Annotated in this window: 19 protein-coding genes; 8 read left to right on the forward strand and 11 right to left on the reverse strand. The window is 50.4% G+C overall.

Going from position 1 to position 20,163, the window contains the following annotated elements:
- Window positions 1-19: 19 nt before the first annotated feature.
- Genes F459_RS0116020 through F459_RS0116035 form a run of 4 tightly spaced genes read right to left on the reverse strand, consistent with a single transcriptional unit; the run spans window position 20 to window position 4,509 of the window.
- Complete coding sequence (locus F459_RS0116020; protein ID WP_020613729.1) at window positions 20-1,279, reverse strand: iron-containing alcohol dehydrogenase; 1,260 nt, start codon at window positions 1,277-1,279, stop codon at window positions 20-22.
- A 2-nt stretch (window positions 1,280-1,281) separates the two neighbouring features.
- Entirely contained in the window at window positions 1,282-1,590 is a 309-nt protein-coding gene (yhbY, locus tag F459_RS0116025; RefSeq protein WP_020613730.1) for a ribosome assembly RNA-binding protein YhbY, read from the reverse strand.
- 9 nt (window positions 1,591-1,599) lie between these two features.
- Entirely contained in the window at window positions 1,600-2,775 is a 1,176-nt protein-coding gene (locus F459_RS0116030; RefSeq protein WP_020613731.1) for a hypothetical protein, read from the reverse strand.
- A complete protein-coding gene (locus F459_RS0116035) occupies window positions 2,776-4,509 on the reverse strand; it encodes an AMP-dependent synthetase/ligase (RefSeq protein ID WP_020613732.1) in 1,734 nt (577 codons plus the stop codon). It abuts the gene before it with no gap.
- 97 nt (window positions 4,510-4,606) lie between these two features.
- Between F459_RS0116035 and ftsH the strand changes: the two genes are divergently transcribed.
- The gene (gene ftsH / locus F459_RS0116040) at window positions 4,607-6,547 is read left to right on the forward strand and encodes an ATP-dependent zinc metalloprotease FtsH (RefSeq protein WP_020613733.1); all 1,941 of its coding nucleotides are present in this window, start codon (window positions 4,607-4,609) and stop codon (window positions 6,545-6,547) included.
- Here the strand turns inward: ftsH and F459_RS0116045 are convergent.
- Window positions 6,507-7,301, reverse strand: a complete 795-nt coding sequence (locus F459_RS0116045) for a GNAT family N-acetyltransferase (protein WP_245540201.1) — start codon at window positions 7,299-7,301, stop codon at window positions 6,507-6,509. The genes ftsH and F459_RS0116045 overlap by 41 nt on opposite strands.
- Before the next feature lie 99 nt (window positions 7,302-7,400).
- Between F459_RS0116045 and hisD the strand changes: the two genes are divergently transcribed.
- From hisD to F459_RS0116080, 7 genes are read left to right on the forward strand one after another with little or no spacing between them, the layout of a single operon-like run.
- Window positions 7,401-8,699: a histidinol dehydrogenase gene (hisD, locus tag F459_RS0116050; RefSeq protein WP_020613735.1), complete on the forward strand. Its 1,299-nt coding sequence runs from the start codon at window positions 7,401-7,403 to the stop codon at window positions 8,697-8,699.
- 3 nt (window positions 8,700-8,702) lie between these two features.
- Window positions 8,703-10,037, forward strand: coding sequence for a bifunctional folylpolyglutamate synthase/dihydrofolate synthase (locus F459_RS0116055; RefSeq protein WP_020613736.1), 1,335 nt, complete (start codon window positions 8,703-8,705; stop codon window positions 10,035-10,037).
- Window positions 10,038-10,041: 4 nt separating this feature from the next.
- Window positions 10,042-11,136: a histidinol-phosphate transaminase gene (gene hisC, locus F459_RS0116060; RefSeq protein ID WP_013254850.1), complete on the forward strand. Its 1,095-nt coding sequence runs from the start codon at window positions 10,042-10,044 to the stop codon at window positions 11,134-11,136.
- Window positions 11,133-11,678, forward strand: coding sequence for an O-acetyl-ADP-ribose deacetylase (locus tag F459_RS0116065; RefSeq protein WP_020613737.1), 546 nt, complete (start codon window positions 11,133-11,135; stop codon window positions 11,676-11,678). The genes hisC and F459_RS0116065 overlap by 4 nt, the downstream gene beginning before the upstream one ends.
- Window positions 11,679-13,130, forward strand: a complete 1,452-nt coding sequence (locus F459_RS0116070; protein ID WP_020613738.1) for an NFACT RNA binding domain-containing protein — start codon at window positions 11,679-11,681, stop codon at window positions 13,128-13,130.
- Complete coding sequence (gene amrA / locus F459_RS0116075) at window positions 13,127-13,663, forward strand: AmmeMemoRadiSam system protein A (protein WP_020613739.1); 537 nt, start codon at window positions 13,127-13,129, stop codon at window positions 13,661-13,663. The genes F459_RS0116070 and amrA overlap by 4 nt, the downstream gene beginning before the upstream one ends.
- A gap of 13 nt (window positions 13,664-13,676) precedes the next feature.
- Window positions 13,677-15,146: a hypothetical protein gene (locus F459_RS0116080; protein WP_020613740.1), complete on the forward strand. Its 1,470-nt coding sequence runs from the start codon at window positions 13,677-13,679 to the stop codon at window positions 15,144-15,146.
- On the opposite strand, the gene F459_RS0116085 is transcribed toward F459_RS0116080, so the two are convergent.
- The 6 genes from F459_RS0116085 to murC are packed head-to-tail and all read right to left on the reverse strand — an operon-like array spanning window position 15,115 to window position 20,134.
- Window positions 15,115-16,101: a FecR family protein gene (locus tag F459_RS0116085; protein WP_020613741.1), complete on the reverse strand. Its 987-nt coding sequence runs from the start codon at window positions 16,099-16,101 to the stop codon at window positions 15,115-15,117. The genes F459_RS0116080 and F459_RS0116085 overlap by 32 nt on opposite strands.
- Window positions 16,102-16,106: 5 nt before the next feature.
- Complete coding sequence (miaA, locus tag F459_RS0116090; RefSeq protein ID WP_322786013.1) at window positions 16,107-17,051, reverse strand: tRNA (adenosine(37)-N6)-dimethylallyltransferase MiaA; 945 nt, start codon at window positions 17,049-17,051, stop codon at window positions 16,107-16,109.
- Window positions 17,033-17,224: a DNA-directed RNA polymerase subunit omega gene (locus tag F459_RS0116095; RefSeq protein WP_013254857.1), complete on the reverse strand. Its 192-nt coding sequence runs from the start codon at window positions 17,222-17,224 to the stop codon at window positions 17,033-17,035. Before F459_RS0116095 ends, miaA begins: the two co-directional genes overlap by 19 nt.
- A 51-nt stretch (window positions 17,225-17,275) precedes the next feature.
- Window positions 17,276-17,836 carry a (d)CMP kinase gene (gene cmk, locus F459_RS0116100; RefSeq protein WP_020613743.1) on the reverse strand — a complete coding sequence of 187 codons (561 nt, stop codon included), beginning with the start codon at window positions 17,834-17,836 and terminating at the stop codon, window positions 17,276-17,278.
- Window positions 17,826-18,692: a YicC/YloC family endoribonuclease gene (locus F459_RS0116105; protein WP_020613744.1), complete on the reverse strand. Its 867-nt coding sequence runs from the start codon at window positions 18,690-18,692 to the stop codon at window positions 17,826-17,828. Before F459_RS0116105 ends, cmk begins: the two co-directional genes overlap by 11 nt.
- The gene (gene murC / locus F459_RS0116110) at window positions 18,689-20,134 is read right to left on the reverse strand and encodes a UDP-N-acetylmuramate--L-alanine ligase (protein WP_020613745.1); all 1,446 of its coding nucleotides are present in this window, start codon (window positions 20,132-20,134) and stop codon (window positions 18,689-18,691) included. The genes F459_RS0116105 and murC overlap by 4 nt, the downstream gene beginning before the upstream one ends.
- Between the last annotated feature and the right edge of the window lie 29 nt (window positions 20,135-20,163).

Below are 20,163 nucleotides of genomic sequence, written 5' to 3' on the forward strand. Positions count from 1 at the left end.
GAATGCTGCTGCGTAAAAGTTACAACAGCCCGGTAAGGATTTTTGCAACTTCCTCAACAGGGATTTTTGCCGGGCTGTTTTTCATGGAAGCTTTGGCGGCCAAAGCCGTAAGCTCTTCCTCGGTGAAACCGTATTCGGAAAATCCGGGCAGAGGGTAGCTATGTTGCCACGAAGCAAGCGTTTCGTTGAGAAGTACAATCCCGCTGTCGGCGGCTTCCCGTGCCGCAGAGAACGCCGCTTCCCGTCCTTTTATACGCCCCGAAAGCAAATAACCGCAGGCAGCATAGCGAATCTTTCCATCATTTGAAAGTATATGCATCGTTAAAGCCTCGGTAACGGGCGGAAGTAACAGGCCGCAGACAACCCCGTGCGGAATAGCATGAATTCCCCCCAACACTCCGGCAGCACCATGAACAAGGCCTAATCCGGCACTTGCAAGGGCTATACCGCTGTAAAAAGCGGCAAGGGCCATATCAGAACGTACCCGGTAGCGCGTCTGTCGCTCCGCTTCGGAACTGCCGTCCCCATTCGCTTTTGAGAATTCACAGACCGAAGGAAAGGCCTCGGCAGAAAGAGAAAGGCCGGTAAAGCTATATAAATCGGTGAGTATGGTGGCTTTTGTAGAGACCGCGGCCTCCAGCAATTGCGTAACTGCATCCCAACCGGCAGGCGCACTCACGCCGTAGGGGGCGGCATCAAGGAGCATGGGGTCAAAAATTACCACATCGGGAATAAGGGCCGGATGGCGCATCGACTTTTTAAAGCCCGCTGTTCCGACGGAGGAAAGGACGCTATTTTTCGTGGCCTCGCTACCGGTACCGCTGGTGGTGGGAATGGCAATCAAAGGAAGGCGTGTTCCGGCCGGAAGCAGGTCCCCGACCCCTTCAAGATAACGCAGGGATGGCTCCTCCATCGTTGCACAGGCGGCCGCAGCCTTAGCCGTATCGATAACACTTCCCCCTCCGATGCCGACGACCATAAGTTCGGCTCCCCGCTCTTGCCGCTTTTTCTTTATATCGGCGACACACCGATCTACCAGCGCAGGCGAAGGCTCGCCGGAAACATGAAAGCGTAAAAGTCCAAAATGTTCTTCGTATAGCCCTGCAATGATACGGGAAGAAAGGGGGTTACGATCGAAAGAGGAACCGCCGCTTATGAGCGCAACGGTTGAAATAGAATCCCCCCACCCTTCTCGAATCACTTTCCCAAGTCGGAGCACACTACCGGCACCCATGAGGGTTCGGGGAACAGCTTCCAGCGCAGCACCTTCTTCATGCATGATTAGCTCCGAGAAAGAGGAAGTTCGATCCGGCGACGATCAGGATCACGGGCCTGTCTGAAGAATATTGCAACATTTCCAATGACGGAGATAAGTTCGGCGGAACATTCACCGGCAAGATATCGGCTCATCTCCCGCTTTTCCTGCTTGTGATCTACGAAGCGAAGCTTCAGCAGCTCGTGTTCATCGAGGGCACGCTCGGTCGCACGAACAATATTATTATTCATTCCCTCTTTTCCCACCATCACTACGGGATCAAGGTCGTGGGCCAGCTTGCGCAGATAAGCCCGTTGTTTACTACTAAGTTCCATTTTCGAAGATTAGCGCGAATAGCGGAAAAAGTCGATCCCTATCCACTTTGCAGGATCGGCCATCGATGCATCGATCATACCGATAGCAACCTTTGCCGTTGTTTCCGCCACAAGGTAGTTCTTCCCGTCGAAGGAAAAGCGTGCACCATTTCCTGTGACATCGGTACCGACAAGGCTATGGCCATAGACATCAGATACCATCAGAACGGAATCGATCCCGAAATGGTTGAGTACGGCGGCAAGCAAAAGCCCCCTGCTGTCACAGTCCCCTTCTCCTGATACAGCCACGGCAAGAGGGCCGTCGAGATCACTCACCCCCCCGCTTCTGCGATAGGAAAAACCCTGGACCCAGCCAAGCAGGCGTGCGGCAATTTCCCTTTGGGTAAGCCCATCCTCATTATCAGAACGGGAAATCACTCTATCGAGAAGCCGATAAAGGGAATCGAGCCTGTGATATGAATCCCGGTAGATAATCCGATAGTAACGCTGCCAAGCCTCTGCCGCCAGGGGGGTACCGGCATAGGTAACAAGGAGGTTCGCCTCCCTCTCAATAACCCATGCAGCCGCCTCAATATCCACACTGTCATAGACAAGGCTCTCGTTGGAATCCTCAAACGTAAAAGGACTTAGTCGTTTTTCTCCTCCATTTTCGCCGAAAAGATAGCTTGTCACAGGCCCAGGGCGAAGCCTGTCATCATCACTCATACTAAAAGAATCAAGTCCTGATAAAAGTACCGTCGACATCGCCGAAAAACGATCGGGATCGGTTAAGGCCATCAAAACAATATCGAGGTGGGCCCCCTCAATGGCAATCAGGTAGCCGTGAAAAGCAATACCATCCCCGGGGAAAATGAGAATATCGGAAAAACGCGCATTTCTTCCCCGATAGGAGAAGGCGTCGGTTTGTTGCTCATCCGCGGCCAAGAGTTCGATCAGATCTTTGACCATGGTATCGGCATCATCCCAGGTATCACCCTCGTAGATCTTCAGACGAAGATAACCGCCCTCTCCTGAAGGTGCAAAGGTCACGTTTTGGTCGTCTCCTCCCACATACTCCCAGCCCGTCGGAGGATCAAGGCCGAGGTTGTTTCCCAAATGTATCGGCCCTGCGCCAACGGAGGGGAGCACAGGAAGAAAGAAAAAAGCGAGCAGAAGCCATAAAAGGAAGCTCCGGCCCGATTTCATCTACGCTTCTCCTTCCACCGCAAATCGTTTTATCTTTTTGGTAGTGGTCATTTCCATTGCTTCGCCGGTTATTATAACCCTTGCGATCTTTTTATATGAGAGGAGGTCGCGGTTGACTTCATCAACGATCTCTTGGATCCTTGCCTTAATTTCCTCGGGCGTATATGCGCTTCCCCGTTTTTTGCCCAAAGCTTCGAAGGCATCCGGGCTCGGATAAATAAGAGCCTCGATTCCCTCGCTTTTCATCTTCTTGTCGATAACGAAACCGCGTACAAGAATCTGTTCGATCTCGTCGAAAAGCTGGAATCGGTCCTCAATCTCTTCGGGAAAGACATTTTTCCCACCTTCGGTAACGATGAGATTCTTCTTTCGGCCGGTAAGATAAAGGTAGTTATCATCGTCGAGGTAGCCGACATCGCCGGTGCAGAACCATCCGTCATCGGTAAAAACCTCACGGGTGGCGGCCTCGTTGTTGTAATAGCCCTGCATGACTACCGATCCCTTAACGACGATCTCACCAATGCCGCTTTCGTCTGGATTAAGGATTTTCATTTCGACATGGGGAATGATCTGCCCGACGGAGTTCTCTTTATAGGCCTCTTTAGGGTTGAGATTGATGATCGGCGATGTCTCGGTTAATCCATAGCCCTGGACGAAATCGATCCCAAGCTGGTTGAAAAGGCTAAAAGTCGAAGAGGGAAGCGGTCCGCCGCCGCAGATACAGATGCGGTTGGTATCCAAAGAAAGCTTGGCGAGCAGCCCCTTAAACATCGCCTTTCCCGGATTTACCTTAAAAATCTTTTTGATAAGCCCACTGAGATACATAAGGCCCCGGATAATTCCGTATACAAGAACCCCCTTCTCCCGAATTCCCCGTAAAAGTCCTTTAAGCATCTTGTTAAAGAGCATGGGAATGGCAAGAAACATGGTTACCTTCCCCTCTTTCAAATCATGGAGGATCTGTTTGATAGCAAGTTTTTTCGCAAAAATAATCTCGGCTCCCACCGACAGCGACTCTATAAAGACCGCAAGCATGGTGTAGCTGTGGTGCAGAGGAAGAAGGGCATAGAAAACGTCGGTGTCGAAAATATTCATATTGCCCTGGGCCAGGTAACAGTCGGAAACAAGGTTTTTATGTGTCAGCATAACCCCCTTGGGATCCCCCATTGTTCCGCTGGTGAAGAGAATGGCGGCGAGATCGTCCTCTTCGGGATACTCTCTCGGAAGAGATTCCGACTCCACACATTCGAAAACATACCCCGGTTTCCGTGGGGAAAGGCTGATCTTATCTTCTTTCGAAAGGATCCCGTTCCCGTCAAGCTGATCAAATTTTTCTTCATCCGAAAAAAGAAGCTTTACATCGGCAAATTTCATCAGTGCATTAAGTTCAGGCACATGCAACTGATAATCAAGGGGAACAACAATCCCGCCGGCAAAAAGCACGGCAAGGTAGGCGACGGCCCACTCCGGACTATTTTTCCCGGTTACGGCCACCTTATCGCCCTTACCTATCCCCAGTTTGACAAGATAGTTTCCAACCCTCTCGACCAAATCCAGGGCCTCACTGTAATTGAGAAAAATATTATCAGGTTCGTAAATGGAAAAACAGCGATGTTCAGGGTACCTACTTGCAGTTATACGGAACATTTCGACCAAGGTTGGCCATTCGCCCATAAAAACAGTGCCCCTGTATGTATCGAGAAATTTCCACGGTTCTTTGTTTCGCTTCTTCATGAAAACTCCTTTGGCCCCACGGCCGTAGGGAAAACTATAGCTTATCTGTGCGGTTGAAACAACCATTCTTTACATTTATCCCGTTCATAGCTATTTTATGATCATGGCAGGAAAAAAGAAAGATAACAATTGCTGGAATAAAGATACCCCCCAGGGAAGCTGCAAGGATGATGATAAACTCTTCGGCCGATTCCCCAAGGGGCAATTTCACTTTTCCATATGGTATTTCCTCATTGTTTTCATAGCATTATCAATGATAAATACGATGCTGGCAAAAACCCCGGCTACCCAGGTACCCTTTAGTCAATTTAAAAACCTCATTGAGGACGGAACTATCGACAGGGTACAGATGAGTGAGCATGAGTACCTCGGCTTTCCCGAGACACGCGGAACCAATGGCCCAGGTGTCGGACAACCTGGCGGACAGACCTATAAAACGGTACCGGTGAACGATCCCAGCTTCATCAAGCTGATGGACGAGAAAGGGGTGAGCTACGCTGCTGTCGATAACAGCGGAAGTCAAAGTATCATGGTTCTCTTAAACTGGATTATCCCCATTGCCCTGCTCTTCGTCCTGTGGCGTTACGTCCTCAAAAAAATGGGGAATGTAGGTGGCAATGTAATGAGCTTCGGCCAAAATCGTGCGCGCATTGTTGCCGAAAGCGAGACAAAAACCACCTTCAACGATGTCGCCGGTGTCGAAGAAGCGAAAGATGAGTTGGTGGAGGTCGTCGATTTTCTCAAGAATCCCACAAAATACACGGCAATAGGTGGCAAGATTCCCAAGGGTATTCTTCTGATCGGTCCTCCCGGGACAGGAAAAACTCTTCTTGCAAGGGCCGTGGCCGGTGAAGCAGGCGTCGTCTTCTTTCGTATGAGCGGAGCCGACTTCGTCGAGATGTTCGTAGGTGTTGGTGCTGCAAGGGTTCGCGATCTCTTTCGCCAGGCGCGGGAGAAGGCCCCCTGCATCATCTTTGTCGACGAACTTGATGCCATAGGGAAAAGCAGAGCGAACAACATCGGGGGCAACGACGAACGGGAGCAGACCCTCAATCAGCTATTGGTCGAGATGGACGGCTTTGATGCGACAAGCGGTGTCATCCTTTTGGCCGCCACAAACAGGCCCGAGCTTTTGGACCCTGCACTTCTGAGGCCCGGCCGATTTGATCGTCAGGTCCTTGTTGACCGTCCCGACCTCGAGGGGCGGGCGGCTATTCTTAACATCCATGCAAAGGATGTTAAACTCGACAAATCTGTTGATTTGAAGGAGATTGCCGCATCCACCCCCGGGTTTGTAGGTTCCGATCTTGCAAATGTTATCAACGAGGCGGCCCTACTTGCGGTACGGGGAGGACGTGATCTTGTTACCATGGCCGATCTTCATGAGGCAATCGAAAAAGCGGTGGCGGGGTTACAAAAGAAGAATCGTCTGATCAATCCAAAAGAACGTCGGATCGTTGCCTACCATGAAACGGGTCATGCCCTTGTTGCCGCCGCAACCCCGGGCTCCGATCCTGTACAAAAGATATCGATCGTACCCCGGGGCCTTGGGGCCTTAGGCTATACCCTTCAAATGCCAATCGAAGATCGTTATCTCATGAGTCAAGGAGAACTCATCGGTAAAATCGATGTTCTTCTTGGGGGACGCGCCGCCGAACAGATCATCTTTAATGAAATATCAACCGGCGCATCAAATGATTTGGTGAAGGCGACGGATCTTGCCCGCAACATGATCACCGAGTACGGGATGAGTGAGCGTTTTAAAAATGTCGCCCTTACTAAGCGGGCACACAGCTACCTGGGCGGTGAGACGAATCAGAGCAGGGAGTATTCCGAATCGACCCAGCAGTATGTGGATGAGGAGATTGCACGAATCATAGATGAGCGCTACGAGGCCGTTCTCAAACTTCTTAAAGAGCAGCGGCCCGTACTTGAAAAGTGTGCCGCCCAACTCTTGGAACGCGAGGTGATGGAATCGGATATCTTCATCGACTTACTTAAAGAAGAAGGCTTTCCCGTAAAGAATCTTCAACAATGAAGAGCGGGTGCTCAGGAGCACCCGCAATACGATGCCCTTCCGTATCGAGCCAGTTGAACCATACTCCGGGTCTTGTCGAGACCTGGAGCGGCGAGTACCCTTTTTTATAGATCATTGATCGATTTTCTTCGATCAGGTAGCCAAGGCAGAGGTAACGCATACCCCTGCTTTTTGCAAGAAGTACTTCGTGAAGTATTGCTACGCGTCCCGGGCTGTAAACCGCGTAATCCTCATCCCAGTAACAGTAGACGGCCGAGCAGGTATCTCCGACAAGATCGATATGACTCACGGCAACGGTCCGTTCCTTATCGCGAATACGGAGTAGCGCAGCTCCGGGAGTCGCAGCGAAAAAGGAGTCGACAAACGAGTCATAACTCTCCTGCTCGTCTTCAGCGGGAAAAGGAAAACGTTTTTTGTGCCGCAAGTAGAGCTCGAAAAGGGCCGGGTCCGGCAGTGGGTGGCTCTCAAGAGAAACCTCAAAACCAGCTCGTTCGGTTTTTCTCAAAACCCGTCTGTCGGAGCGGGAAAAACAGTATGCCGATGCATCGATACGAACGGGAACACATTTCCCGCACCAGAGGCAACGCGGCCTAAAGAGAAAGCGGCCGAAATGGCGAAAGCCCTGCTTTAAAAGATAGTTAATTCCCGATTCGGAGAATTCAACTGCAATAGCCCGCTCTGTCTGCGCACTGATGCCGGGGAGATAGGGGCAAGGGGTTTGAACCTCGGGAAGAGGAATAAGCGTAACATTCACGAGAGCTATCATACTGCTTTCAAAGCCTTTCGACGAGGGGTGTCGTCGTTGACTGAACGCCTATGGTTGGCTACATTGTGGGTCTGAAGGAGTATGCGCATGATGATTCGTTACTGGAAAGAGTTGAATAGTGCCGAGCAGGCAAAGCTGTTTCGCCGCTCGGAAATCGATATTGAAGCGGTAAGTAATTCGGTACACGCAATCATAGAACGTGTAAAAGCCGAAGGAGACGAAGCTGTTTTATCCCTGACCAAAGAGTTTGATAAGGTGGAACTCTCTGCCGGGCATCTTCGCGTTTCGAAACAAGAGATAGCGGAAGCAAAGCAGCTGCTCAAGCCGCCGGTGAGAGGCGCCATAGAACATGCAATCCGTAATGTGAAGAGATTCCACGAAGCCCAGAAACCGGAGACCATGAAGGTAGTGGAAGTCGAACCGGGGCTGTTTGTCGGAGAACGGGCCACAGCCATAGAGAGTGCCGCCCTTTATGTTCCCCGCGGACGCGGGAGCTTTCCCTCCATGCTGTACATGCTTGCCGTTCCGGCGGCCATTGCCGAGGTACCGAGAATCGTCATCACCACTCCACCGGGAAAAGATGGAAGCGTTGATCCTGCCTGCCTCTACGCCGCCGAGCTTCTTGGCATCGATGAAATCTATCGAGTCGGAGGGGCCCAGGCCATAGCCGCCCTCACCTTCGGAACGGAAACTATACGGCCGGTGGAGAAGATCGTAGGCCCAGGCAGCATGTATGTGACCGCAGCAAAACGGCTTCTCTACGGAACGGTAGATGTCGGCCTTCCCGCCGGTCCCTCGGAATCCATTCTGATAGCGGATGAAACAGCCGATCCGGAGCTGGCTGCAAAAGATATCCTTGTGGAAGCCGAACACGGCTCAGACTCCTCGGCCCTGCTCATTACCCCGGACAGCAAGCTTGCCGAAAGGGCTGCAGAAATCATACAAGAGCGTATTGCCGACCTGCCGGAGCCGAGGAAAGGGTTTGTCAGCGACGTACTTGACGGGGGCTACGGCGGAATCATCGTTACGGAAACAATGGATGAGGCAGTCTCGATCACCAATCAATTTGCTCCCGAACACCTGGAGTTGATGGTATCGGACCCCTTTTCTCTTGTGGGCAAAATTCGCAACGCAGGAGAAATCCTTCTTGGCAGAAACATCCCCTTCAGCTGCGCAAATTATATGGCGGGAGCAAACGCCGTATTGCCCACCGGCGGTAAGGCCAAAACATATTCCGCCGTCTCGGTACGTGATTTTATGAAATACTCTTCGGTGGTGTGGGCCACGAGAGAGGGCTACGATTGCATTGCCGACGATACCCGTAATCTTGCCCTCTACGAGGGTTTTATCACCCATGCGGCAGCCGTAGACCGGCGCTGGAGCTAAAAGATGTTCCAAACGGTAGATCAACTTTTCTCGTACCTTGAAACCTTTACCAATTTTGAAAAGGATCGGATCTCGGCATTGCGGCACGAACGGCTCGATCGTATGAGGTTGCTGCTCGCCCATGCAGGAATGCCTCACGAAGGGAAAAAGATCATACATATTGCAGGCTCCAAGGGAAAGGGCTCGACGGCGGCCTTTATCGGTTCCGGGCTTTCGGCGCTCGGCTATAAAACGGGGAATTACCTCTCCCCTCATATCAGCAACTATCGCGAGCGTATAACCTGCAATGGCAATTTTTTCCCCGAAGAGAGCTACCTTCGGGCAGGGAAAACCATCACGGATCTATTGGATTCAATCGACGACCCAGAGTTTCAGGCCCCCTTCGGCCCCACCGCCTTTGAACTACTTACCCTTCTTGCCCTGCTCGTTTTTCGGCAAGAAGGTTGTGACCGTTTCGTTCTCGAAACCGGCCTCGGAGGACGACTGGACGCGACCAACGTAGTTACCCCGATTGCATCTGTCATTACACCGATAGAAATGGAACACGCCGATGTTTTGGGTGATACCATAGAGAAAATCGCCGGCGAAAAGGCAGGGATCATCAAACCGGGTGTGCCTGTTTTCTCAAGCAGGCAAGAGAATGCCGCTTTGGAAGTTCTCCGAAAACGGGCGAAAGAGCTGGGAAGTCGGTTTTACTATCTTCCGGAAATATATCCTGTAGTTCGCTCCCGCTGCAGCCTCTATGGTTCAGAAGTGGAAATAGAAGGGGCAGAAGAGAAGAAGCATTTTTCGATAGCCATGACAGGCGATTTCCAGGCCGAAAACGCCGCCCTTGCCTATTTGGTTTTGCGTACCGTAGAAACAGACAGCGAGGCGCTCTTCTCCGGATTCGCCTCCGCGACCCTGCCGGGGCGAATCGAAACGATCTCCTCCGATCCCCTGATTATTGTCGATGCCGCCCATACGGAAAGTTCGGTGAGAAGAGTCATAGCCAATTTCAGAAATATGTTTGATGACGGGGTCATTATCTTTGGATCGATCAGTGGAAAACGCAGTGATGCCATGGCCGCTCTTATAGCCCCCAATTTCCATGATATTATCATTTCGCGCCCGGGAACCTTCAAGAAAAGCGATCCCAAGGCACTTTTAGAAATTTTTAGGCGTTTCAATAAAGATGTTATTTTACAAGAAGATCCCACACAGGCCTTGGAGACGGCAAAAAAGCTTGCCGACGGCAAACGGCCGATTCTTGTACTTGGCTCCTTTTATATGGCAGGAGAAATACGCTCTCGAGTGGTGCACAAGAGTACCCAGGAAAAGGTAAACGTGTTAAGATAGTTTCATGATAATATCCCGAAAAGCACGAGAGTTGACCCCATATGTTCCAGGAGAGCAGCCGGGACAGCAGGGCCTCTATGTGAAACTGAACACCAACGAAAATCCCTATCCTCCATCCCCGGCGGTGGAGGATGCCCTTCGCCGCTACAGATGGGAGGATCTTAGGCTCTATCCTGATCCCTGCTCGCTCGCCCTTCGGACAACCATCGCCGCTCGTTTTGAACTTCCGGTCGAACAGATCTTCGTCGGCAACGGTTCAGACGAGGTATTGAGCTTTGCCTGGTACGGCTTTTTCGACCCCGAAAATGGTCCGGTACTTTTCCCCGAGCATACCTACAGCTTCTATCCCGTTTATTGCGATTATTATGGCCAACCCTATGAACGAATACCCCTGGCATCCGATTTTTCGGTTGATATCTCGCTTTACCTGGAGCGCATGAAGGAAGAGTATGCCGGAATTGTTATCCCCAATCCCAATGCTCCGACGGGAATCGCTATTTCTCTGCAGGAGATCGAAACCCTCCTTCAGGCCACCGAAGGTAAACGTCTTGTCATCATTGATGAGGCCTATGTCGATTTCGGAACAGAAACCAGCGTCGGGCTGATTGAGCGCTTCCCCAACCTGCTGGTCGTTCATACCTGTTCGAAAAGCCGTTGCCTCGCAGGCCTCCGGGTCGGATACGCAATAGGAAGTAAAGAGGTCATACAAACAATTACCGCGGTAAAGGATTCCTTCAACAGCTACCCTCTGGATCGTCTTAGCCAGAAAATAGCGGATATTGCCATCCAAGATGATGTCTATTACGACAAGATTCGTGATATGATTATGGCAACTCGAAGGTGGTTTGCCGAGGCCATACGCAAAGAGGGATGGGAAGTGCTTCCCAGTCAGGCAAATTTTATCTTTGCACGATATCCCGGGGCATCCGGGGATGCTGTCTACCACGAATTAAAAAGCAAGGGTGTCTTGGTCCGTCATTTCGGGCATCCGGGGATTGAGGATTTTCTTAGAATCACCATAGGGACGGATCGTGAAATGGAACGGCTTCTTCTTTTAATGAAAGACCTTACCTGTACCGCAGGAGTAAGCAAAAGGTGATCGAAGAGATCAAAAGCCTTGCAGAAGGTCGGATTATCGTCTGCCACGGGGATATCACCACCTTCAAAGGCGATGCAATTGTAAACGCCGCAAACTCGACGCTTCTCGGAGGCGGGGGCGTTGATGGAGCAATCCACCGAGCGGGTGGGCCTGAAATTCTTGCCGAATGTAAACGAATCAGATCCGAGAGACTGCCCGGAGGGCTTCCCCCGGGTGAGGCCGTTCTCACCGGTGCTGGAAAACTGCCGACCCAAAAGATTATTCATACCGTCGGGCCAATCTGGCACGGTGGAAAGCAGGGGGAGAAAGAAACGCTTTCGAACGCCTATCGCAACGCTCTTCGCCTTGCCGCCGATAGCGGTGTGGAACGTGTTGCCTTTCCCGCGATTTCCACTGGAGTATATGGTTTCCCAAAAAAACTTGCCGCTTCCATCGTCTATGATACGGTAACGGACTTTCTTCGCCATGAACAGCTTCCCCACACCGTTTTTCTTCTCTTTTTCGGACGGGAGGATGCAGAGCTCTTTCTGCGGGAGATCTAAATGTCGCTCAATTGGAAAGAGATAGCGTGTATCCTTAGCGAACTTCCCCTCGCAGGAAGCCATGTCCAGAAGATTGAGCAGCCCGACTTTTCTTCTCTTATTCTTAGGTGCTATGCACCGGGAAATAGATTTGCTCTTTTGGTGGCGCTTTCCCAGGGAAGAACTCGGCTTCATCTTCTTACCGAAAAGCGGAAGCAAGAGGTTGGGCTTCAGCGTTTCGCCCAGTTCCTTCGTTCTCGAATCAACGGAGGAAAAATCGTAGAGGCAAAGCAAATAGGTCGTGAGCGTATTGTCGAAATAACTATTCTTCGAGGTGGGGAGACTACCCGGCTTTTTGTCCGTTTATGGGGTGGAGCAGGTAACATCATTGCATGCGACGAAGATGGGGTGATTCTTGACGCCTTTTATCGACGGCCTGCGAAAAAAGAGATGTCGGGAGAACGTTATCGGCCAGAGGATCTCATCGCACGTTCCGGTACCCAAAAATCGGAGCGTAGTTTTGAGGTACGAAGCTACCCAGCCACCGAGGGGCCCTATCCGTTCAATCGCTATATTGAAGCCGTTTACCATGAGCAGGAGATTAGTGAACAAAGACTTCGCCTGCAGAAAAAGGCAAAAGCAATCCTTGATAAACGAATCATTCATTACGGCAATGCAGTCCGAAGCCTTGAGAAACAAATGACGGAATCCGCATCCAGTGAGAGACTCAGGGAGTATGGTGACCTGCTCATGTCCAATATCCACCTTATTGAGGAGGGTGCGGAGAAATTTGTCTGCTCCTCTTTTGCCGATCCTGACATCACCATCGAAATTCCCCTTGATCCGACATGCTCTCCATCGGAAAACGGAACACGTTATTACCAGCGCTATAAGAAGGAAAAAACGAAACGAGGTTTTCTTGAACAAGATCTTGCATCGGCCCGCAGAGAACTGACTCGTTACGAAGAGTTTTCTCGCAAGCTTTCCTTACAGCTCCCCGATGAAGAGGTAATTGAGTTTCTGAACGACTTTCTTCGGGGTGAAAAAAGCAGAAACGGCAAAGAGGCAGAACGTGAGGCCCCTGGTTCGGGGCTTCGGTTCTTTAGCGGAATTTTCACCTTGCTTGTCGGACGAAGTGCAAAGGAAAATGATCAATTACTGCGAACATCGGTTCGGGGTAACGATTACTGGCTTCATACACGGGATTTCCCTGGAGCATACGTTTTCATCAAGAATATGCCTGGTAAAAGCATTCCGCTGGATGTCCTCCTTGATGCGGGAAATCTCGCACTTTTCTTCTCTCAGGGAAAAAACGGGGGAAAGGGAGAGCTTTATTACACGCAGGTCAAATATCTGCGGAGGGCCAAACACGGAAAAACAGGGCTGGTTATTCCTACCAGAGAGAAAAATCTCTCGGTAGTACTTGATCAAGGTCGGCTTGACAGACTTCTCGGAAAGGAGAAGGAACCATGATAGAAAAAAAGGAACAGGATATTTTACTGAAGGATGTCAGAGAACAGATCTCCGCCGTCCTTGAACATCGGGCACCGCAGTTTCTTCCTGTCGACTCTCCCCAACTATCCCAAAGGAGGGGTGCCTTTGTCACTCTTCGCAGGAACGGAGCCTTACGTGGCTGCATCGGGCACATCAGGGCCATCGCTCCCTTGAGAGAAACGATCAGAGAACTCGCATGTTCCAGTGCTTTTGAGGATCCTCGATTTCCGGCCCTTACTCTTGCCGAACTCGGAGATCTTGAAATAGAAATATCTGTACTCACCACGTTAAAGGAAGTGGCGGGGCCTGAAGATTTTCATCCGGGGCACGACGGGATTCTTATCGATAATGGTCAAGCCTCAGCCGTGTTCCTTCCTCAGGTCGCAGAAGAACAGGGATGGGACCGCAACAAAACCCTTTCGCACCTTTGCCTGAAAGCAGGACTACGGCCCATGGCATGGACCGAATCAGGAATGCGTTTCTTCACCTTCCAGGCTCAAGTGTTTTCTTAAAAAAGGAGCATCTATGATCACCCACTCGGCTGAGCATCTTCTCATCCCCATTGCAAAACGGGGAGCACTTTCTGCCCATCAAATTGTACAAAAAGAACGATCTTCCGGAACAATCATCGCCCTGGACGGGAAAAAACATCAATGGAACTGGTATGGGTTTATCGAAATTGATGGGATGCTCTGTATAAAAGGCGATCCGGTGGATATCGAGGCCGTAACGGCATTGGATACGGATGAGGTCTATGCGAAGGCAGCCCTTCTGTATCATGCCTTTCTCTATGCCTCGAGTGAAACAAGCCACGGTTTTTTTTATACCCGTGATGAAGCTTCCAGACTTACCGGGATTCTTGTCCTTCCCCAGCTTTTACGGGAGATGGCCGAGGCAAACAGCGACGAGGATGGTGCCTTATATCCGGTAATCCAGATTCCCCCTTCCCGGCTTTCCCGGACGGAATGGAAAAACGAATATGCAGCCTTTTTGTCAGCCTGTTTCCTTTATCGCTTTCTTCTTGGGGTCAATCCCTTTCCGTCGACGGAATTCTCTTCATCCTATGAGCGCGCCGAACTCTCCGGCCCTCTCTTTCCCGGTTCAATTCGGCCCGAACTCTCAAAGGAAGTATCTCGTCTGCTGGATGTCTCTCTTTCGCTTCCTGCTGCATTGAAGAAACGCGGGTCCTATGAGCTCGAAGAGGTTCGCCGGACCCTCAAGGAATATCCCGCAAGACTTGCAACGATTGAGAACACTGAGAATGCTGATACAAATTTCGGGACCCCAGAGGTAGAGGCTGCACGCAAAAACGAAAATATGCTGGAAGCCCATGCTATTGAAGAAAAGAGATCCGCCCCTCTGCGGCGAAGGATATACCTACGAAGGCACAAAAAGAAATTAATCATTATCGGATCGGCGCTTGTCGTTTTTCTTTTCCTTGCTTCGTTTATTGGGAATCTTCTTTTTCGCGCCCGACCTACCGACGGATTGCCTCCTGAGCAGGTGGTAGAATATTTTTATCAGGCAAGGAACAACCTTGATCATGAGACCCTCGATGCCTGTCTGGAAGGGTCCACCGGCTCCTATCTTGTCGATGAGGTAACGACGCTGTTTGTCATTACAAGGGTTCGCCTCGGATATGAAGGCAGCGATGTACTCATACCTGCTGAAAGGTGGCTCTCCACCGGAGCGAAAGAGCCCAAGGAAGGGGCAATAATCTACGGTGTTGCAGCCGTAGCTATCACCCTGATTTCACGTGATGAGGAGACATCACAGTTTCAAAGTTCCTATCTGCAAGTGGTACCGAGCTCGGGAGAAGAACAAGGCGTGGTTCCTGAACCCTATGAGATAAGCAAAATAACCGAAGAACTCTCTCTCGAAAAGAAAAGCCGCAGATGGGAAATCAACAAGATAACTCCTATCGAGAGCTCCCCGATATCACGGCAGGAAGCCCTCGACTATCTTAGTCGCCACCAAAGCCAAGGAGAGCACTGATAATCGCCGTAGAGACAAGCCATCCGCCGGTAACTGCAAGCCCCGTTGCAATCTTTTCTCTGTCGTCCATACCAGAAAAGAGATTGTCTTCCTGAGCAATGAAAAGCGCCGAGCTGAGTAAAAGTGTTCCTGTAATTCCGCTGAAGGCGGAAAGCTTCCGTGCTTTTCCTTTATTGAGGGCAAGAAAATCATCGGTTTCATCCCTATCCTCGGTTTCAAGGGCGGTTACAAACTCATATTTCTGCCAATAATCAATTCTCGATGAATCGATTGGAAGTACGGAAGAAAATGTTCCCCCTCCGGGAGAAGCCTTTTCGGCCGTTGTCTCGTTGAGGAGTACCATGCTACCGGCATCGAGAACAAGCTCTTCGCGACTTTCGGTCGAGACAACATCGACGGCCCCCTCGAAACAGTAGACCGCTCCCCTTGCTGTCGCTTCGAGCGAATCACCTGTTTTCTCCGCTATGACATCGAAACCGAAGTCTGTTCCGCGGACTCCAGCCGTTGCCGATGGCCCCTGAACCTCAAAAGTTCGCCCCCCCGCAAGCTTGGTTACCCTGGCACGAACCCTGCCGTAGGTAAGCCGAAGAGAACCGACATCCTCTGCACTACTTCCTTCCGGGATGGAAAAGCTGGTCTGTTCGGAAACCTTTATGATACGATCCCCCGGTTCAAGTAAAATCTCAAGAAAGGCATGCTCATAGGTATTGATATAATCACCAAAATGCAATTCGGTCCCTTCGACATAATCAACCAACGGGTCATAATAGCGCTTTTGTCCATCTCGAACGATCTCAAATCCTCCGCCGTCGGAGAAAACGATGTAGCCGGCTCTTGCCGAAATTCCTGTTGAATTTCCAGCAGTCGTTTCTTGTCCCCATGCCGTCCACGGCATCATCCATGCCAGACAGATTACAAGAATCAGGATGTTTCTTTTTTGCTCTTCTTTTCTCATAACAGTTATACTATCGGCAATTTTTCGGCAAAGAGAAAATTTCTTACACACTCTTCAATTCTTGATCGTTCATCGGGATGAAACCACCGGACATCAGGAAGGGAAGCGAAAAATGTGATCTGCCGTTTCGCATATCTTCGGCTGTTTCGTTTGATACTCTCCCGTTCATTTCCCGGATCGGTAAAAAACTCTCGATATCCGATCCCTTTCATTGCCGGGGTCTCGGCATTGAAGCCGGCGGCGATAAGCTGTGCAACCTCGTTTTCAAGACCATCATCAAACATGAGATCGACACGCTGATTGATTCTTGCATAAAGTTCCTGCCGATCACGCCGTAATCCGAGGCAAAGGAAGCGATATTCCTTCCTGGGATCCATAGAGGGGGCAAAAGAAGAGTGGGGCCTACCCGTAATGCGAAAGACTTCCAAAGAACGTTGGATACGGACAACATCATGGGGATGAAGCTGAGATGCCCGCTCAGGGTCGACACGCTTCAGCTCACAATAGAGCACCTCATGCCCCTTTTCCGCACACTCTTGATCCAGCTCATCGCGAATCTTAGGATCTGCAGGCGGTAACTGGGGCAAACCGAACATGAAACTTCGGAAATAGAAGGCCGTTCCCCCGCTCATAAGGGGGATATGTCCATTTTTCAGGATCTTTAAAGCGGCCTCATCGGCGAGACGGACAAAATCACCGGCGCTAAAGGGAAGATTGGGATCAATGATATCGATTAAGTGATGGGGAAGTCTGGCAAGCAGATCCGTATCAGGTTTCGCCGTCCCGATTGAAAAACGACGATACACCTGCATTGAATCTGCACTGATTACTTCAAAACCGCGGGAAAAGGCAGAGGCAAGCAAATCCGTCTTTCCTACCCCTGTAGGCCCGAAAAGGAAAACCAGAGGAATGGCATCGGTCGAGATAGAAACTACTCCTCCAGGCGATATTTCACCTTTTCTTCAAGAATCTGCCCCATGGCGTAGGTAACAACCTTCTCGTGTTCCCTCTCGAGATTTTCATCACCGGTCATGGTAATCTGTCGCGCCCTTTTAATAGCTGCGGACGTAAGCTCATATACATTGCCTTGATGGCTAATAAGTTTATCAAGGGGAAATGGCATATAGATCTCCTGAGTATAATGCGTTTATCGTAAGCTTTATTATTATAGCGATCATGCAAGAGTCTGTAAAGCACGCCCGACAATCATCTCGGCTATATCTTCAGGCAGAAGTTCTTCAACATTGATCACCATATCGGCAAAAGTATAATCGTCGTTGTCGATACCGTAAATTTTCAGGTAGCGATCATGATCCCGTTGATCGCGCTGATAGGTCTCTTCCATCTTTTCGTCCAGACTTCCGCCCTCACGACGCAGAATTCTTTCGGCCCGAACCGGCAAGGAAGCATAAAGGTAAACCTTCAAATGCGCGGAATCAAACATCCAGATGGCAAGTCTTGACCCTAATACCGAAGGGCTCTCTTTCGCCATCTCAACCTGACGTCTGTCAAGTTCCCGATCAATATCAAAATCCGTCTCCGCCAGTCTGCAAAGCTCGGCAAAGGCCACGCCCCGCTCCTCGGCAAGCTGCCGAAAGGTAAAATTCACCAACCGGAGACCCAATTTCTCCGCACAAAGGGCACTGACGGTACTGTTACCGCATCCACTTTTTCCCGAGACGGCAATACCTGATCCTCTTGGAAAAGAAAGATGGGAATCACTGCTATTCAACATTTCGTAACTGCTCCCTGATATTTTCAATAGCCTCTTTCATCTCTACTACGGCATGACCAATTTCCGCTATTGTATTCTTTGAGCCGATGGTATTCACCTCTCTGTTCATCTCCTGACAGAGAAAATCGAGTTTTTTTCCCACCGCGTTCTCTTGCTCTGCAATGGCTTCAAAATGGGCAATGTGCGTATCGAGCCTATTGATCTCTTCGGCCACACCATATTTCATCAAAAGAACAGCAACCTCCGACAATATTCTGTTTTCATCAAAGGTACCGTCGGTAAGCTGTTTGAATCGCTCAAGGAGTGCAGCGTAGAGCTTTTTTTCAAGCGCCGCTGCACCGGATCTGACTACGGCCAGTCCGTCTTTCACCCGCTCAAGATTGGAAAGGATATGGGCCTTTGTCGCCGTTCCCTCACTCGCTCTGGAATGTTCGAAAGATTCGAGGATCTCATCTAATAGGGGAATAATAACACGACGGTAGCGCTCAATATCCCGATTCTTCACCGACTTCAGGACACCATCCATATTGAGCAAAAGAGGAAACAAAGAAGACGAAGACTCCCCAAGCGTATCGGCAAGGGTTCGCAAGGCTCCCATGTAACTCTCGGCAACCTTGAGATCGGGAATGACCTCGATTTCTTCTTGAAGTTCTTTGAGACGGACAGAGAATTCAATCTTTCCCCGTTCGGCCCTTGCCTTGATCCTATCGCGAAAGTCGCTTTCAAGGGGAGAAAGGAAAGGAGGAAGGTTGACGGAAATATCAAGATATCTGTTGTTCCAGGATTTAAGTTCAACGCTAAGCTGCAAGGCATCGTCGCTGAACTCGGAAAAACCATAGCCGGTCATGCTTTTCATCGCTGATTACTCCTTTGAAGAAAATGGTTATACAGGGCCTTTCCCAGCTCCCAATTGTTTCCGGCTCCCATCGTTACAAATAAATCCCCCGGCCGCAAGCTTTGAGACAAAGGTTCAAGGGCATCGAGAGGATGATCGTAGTAGCGTACCGCTGAGGAGTGTTGTCTCACCCGTTCGAAGAGGCTCCTTCCGTCGACATTTCCCTTCTCCTCACGGGCGGATGCGTAGATTTCATGAAGTATGACCTCATCGGCATCCGTAAACGCTTCGGCAAACTGACCGAGTAAGGCCTCGGTCCGTGAATAGGTATGGCTCATAAAATCGATCACAATACGCCGCTCCGGATAAAATTCACGAAACCCGGCAAGTGTTCGTCTGATCTCCGTAGGGTGATGTCCGTAATCATCGAGGAACAACACACCATCGGCCTCTCCCAGGATTTCCGAGCGTCGTTTGCTTCCTGAAAACCCCTCCAGCTCCCGACGAACAGATTCCATTCCATAGGTATCGAATGCCTCCCTGTCACCCATTTCCCGAATCAAGGCAAAGGCAGCAAGCGCATCTTTGGCTATATGTTCTCCGGGAATGCGCAGGGCAAATTCCCCGTCGACACAGGCGACGGTAAATCGATTTCGTTCTCCCCGCACCGACCTGCCGGTCATCCTGTAATCTCCGGGAGCCGATATGCCGTAGGGAACCAACCGCACATCCTCCCGTATTGCAGCGGTCCTTCGGGCAACCTCACTGGCCCCTTCGTCATCATGACAATAAATAAGTACGCCACCCTTCGATAAACGAAGAGCGTATTCAACAAAAGCGCTCATGATATCATCGATATCCCTGAAATAGTCGAGATGATCGGCCTCGACGCTGGTCAGGACGATCCATTGAGGATAAAAGCTGAGGAAATGACGTCTATATTCACAGGTTTCGGCGATAAAAAACGAATCACCACCAAAAAAAATTGAGCCGCCGCCGAAAGCCGGGACAGCGGAACCGGCGAGGACAAAGGCAGGAAGCGCGGCAGCTCTGGCCATCACCCCGGCAAGGGCAGATGTGGTGGTTTTTCCGTGAGAACCGGCAATACCGGCAAAGGGTATGGTCTCACTGATTGAGCCGAGCGCTTGAGTATACGAAAGCACAGGAATGCCTTGTTCACAGGCCGCAAGGATTTCAGGATGTTCCTTCGGATCGTAGGCCGCGGAGTAGATGAGCCCAGCCGCATCTTTGGGTAGATTTTCTTTTCGAAACTCCTCGAAAAAAGGAATTCCAAGTCGTTTTAGAACATCATCGGTGTAAAAGTGTTCGGCCTTATCGCTACCGGAAACAACGGCGCCCCGTCTTAGCAGTAATTCGGCGAGAGCGGCCATTCCGGTACCTTTTATGCCGACCAAATGAAATCTGAGACCGGAGATATCCCCGCACAGTGATATTCGTTGCATGATAGGATCATACATTTTGAAAAAAAGAT

Source organism: Sediminispirochaeta bajacaliforniensis DSM 16054, from assembly GCF_000378205.1.
Lineage (GTDB): Bacteria > Spirochaetota > Spirochaetia > DSM-16054 > Sediminispirochaetaceae > Sediminispirochaeta > Sediminispirochaeta bajacaliforniensis.

Bases quoted from the DNA above. Each gene is read 5' to 3' on its own strand.
- F459_RS0116020 (WP_020613729.1), bottom strand. From the start codon at position 1,279: ATGCATGAAGAAGGTGCTGCGCTGGAAGCTGTTCCCCGAACCCTCATG.
- yhbY (WP_020613730.1), bottom strand. From the start codon at position 1,590: ATGGAACTTAGTAGTAAACAACGGGCTTATCTGCGCAAGCTGGCCCAC.
- F459_RS0116030 (WP_020613731.1), bottom strand. From the start codon at position 2,775: ATGAAATCGGGCCGGAGCTTCCTTTTATGGCTTCTGCTCGCTTTTTTC.
- F459_RS0116035 (WP_020613732.1), bottom strand. From the start codon at position 4,509: ATGAAGAAGCGAAACAAAGAACCGTGGAAATTTCTCGATACATACAGG.
- ftsH (WP_020613733.1), top strand. From the start codon at position 4,607: ATGATCATGGCAGGAAAAAAGAAAGATAACAATTGCTGGAATAAAGAT.
- hisD (WP_020613735.1), top strand. From the start codon at position 7,401: ATGATGATTCGTTACTGGAAAGAGTTGAATAGTGCCGAGCAGGCAAAG.
- F459_RS0116055 (WP_020613736.1), top strand. From the start codon at position 8,703: ATGTTCCAAACGGTAGATCAACTTTTCTCGTACCTTGAAACCTTTACC.
- hisC (WP_013254850.1), top strand. From the start codon at position 10,042: ATGATAATATCCCGAAAAGCACGAGAGTTGACCCCATATGTTCCAGGA.
- F459_RS0116070 (WP_020613738.1), top strand. From the start codon at position 11,679: ATGTCGCTCAATTGGAAAGAGATAGCGTGTATCCTTAGCGAACTTCCC.
- amrA (WP_020613739.1), top strand. From the start codon at position 13,127: ATGATAGAAAAAAAGGAACAGGATATTTTACTGAAGGATGTCAGAGAA.
- F459_RS0116080 (WP_020613740.1), top strand. From the start codon at position 13,677: ATGATCACCCACTCGGCTGAGCATCTTCTCATCCCCATTGCAAAACGG.
- F459_RS0116085 (WP_020613741.1), bottom strand. From the start codon at position 16,101: ATGAGAAAAGAAGAGCAAAAAAGAAACATCCTGATTCTTGTAATCTGT.
- F459_RS0116095 (WP_013254857.1), bottom strand. From the start codon at position 17,224: ATGCCATTTCCCCTTGATAAACTTATTAGCCATCAAGGCAATGTATAT.
- cmk (WP_020613743.1), bottom strand. From the start codon at position 17,836: ATGTTGAATAGCAGTGATTCCCATCTTTCTTTTCCAAGAGGATCAGGT.
- F459_RS0116105 (WP_020613744.1), bottom strand. From the start codon at position 18,692: ATGAAAAGCATGACCGGCTATGGTTTTTCCGAGTTCAGCGACGATGCC.
- murC (WP_020613745.1), bottom strand. From the start codon at position 20,134: ATGCAACGAATATCACTGTGCGGGGATATCTCCGGTCTCAGATTTCAT.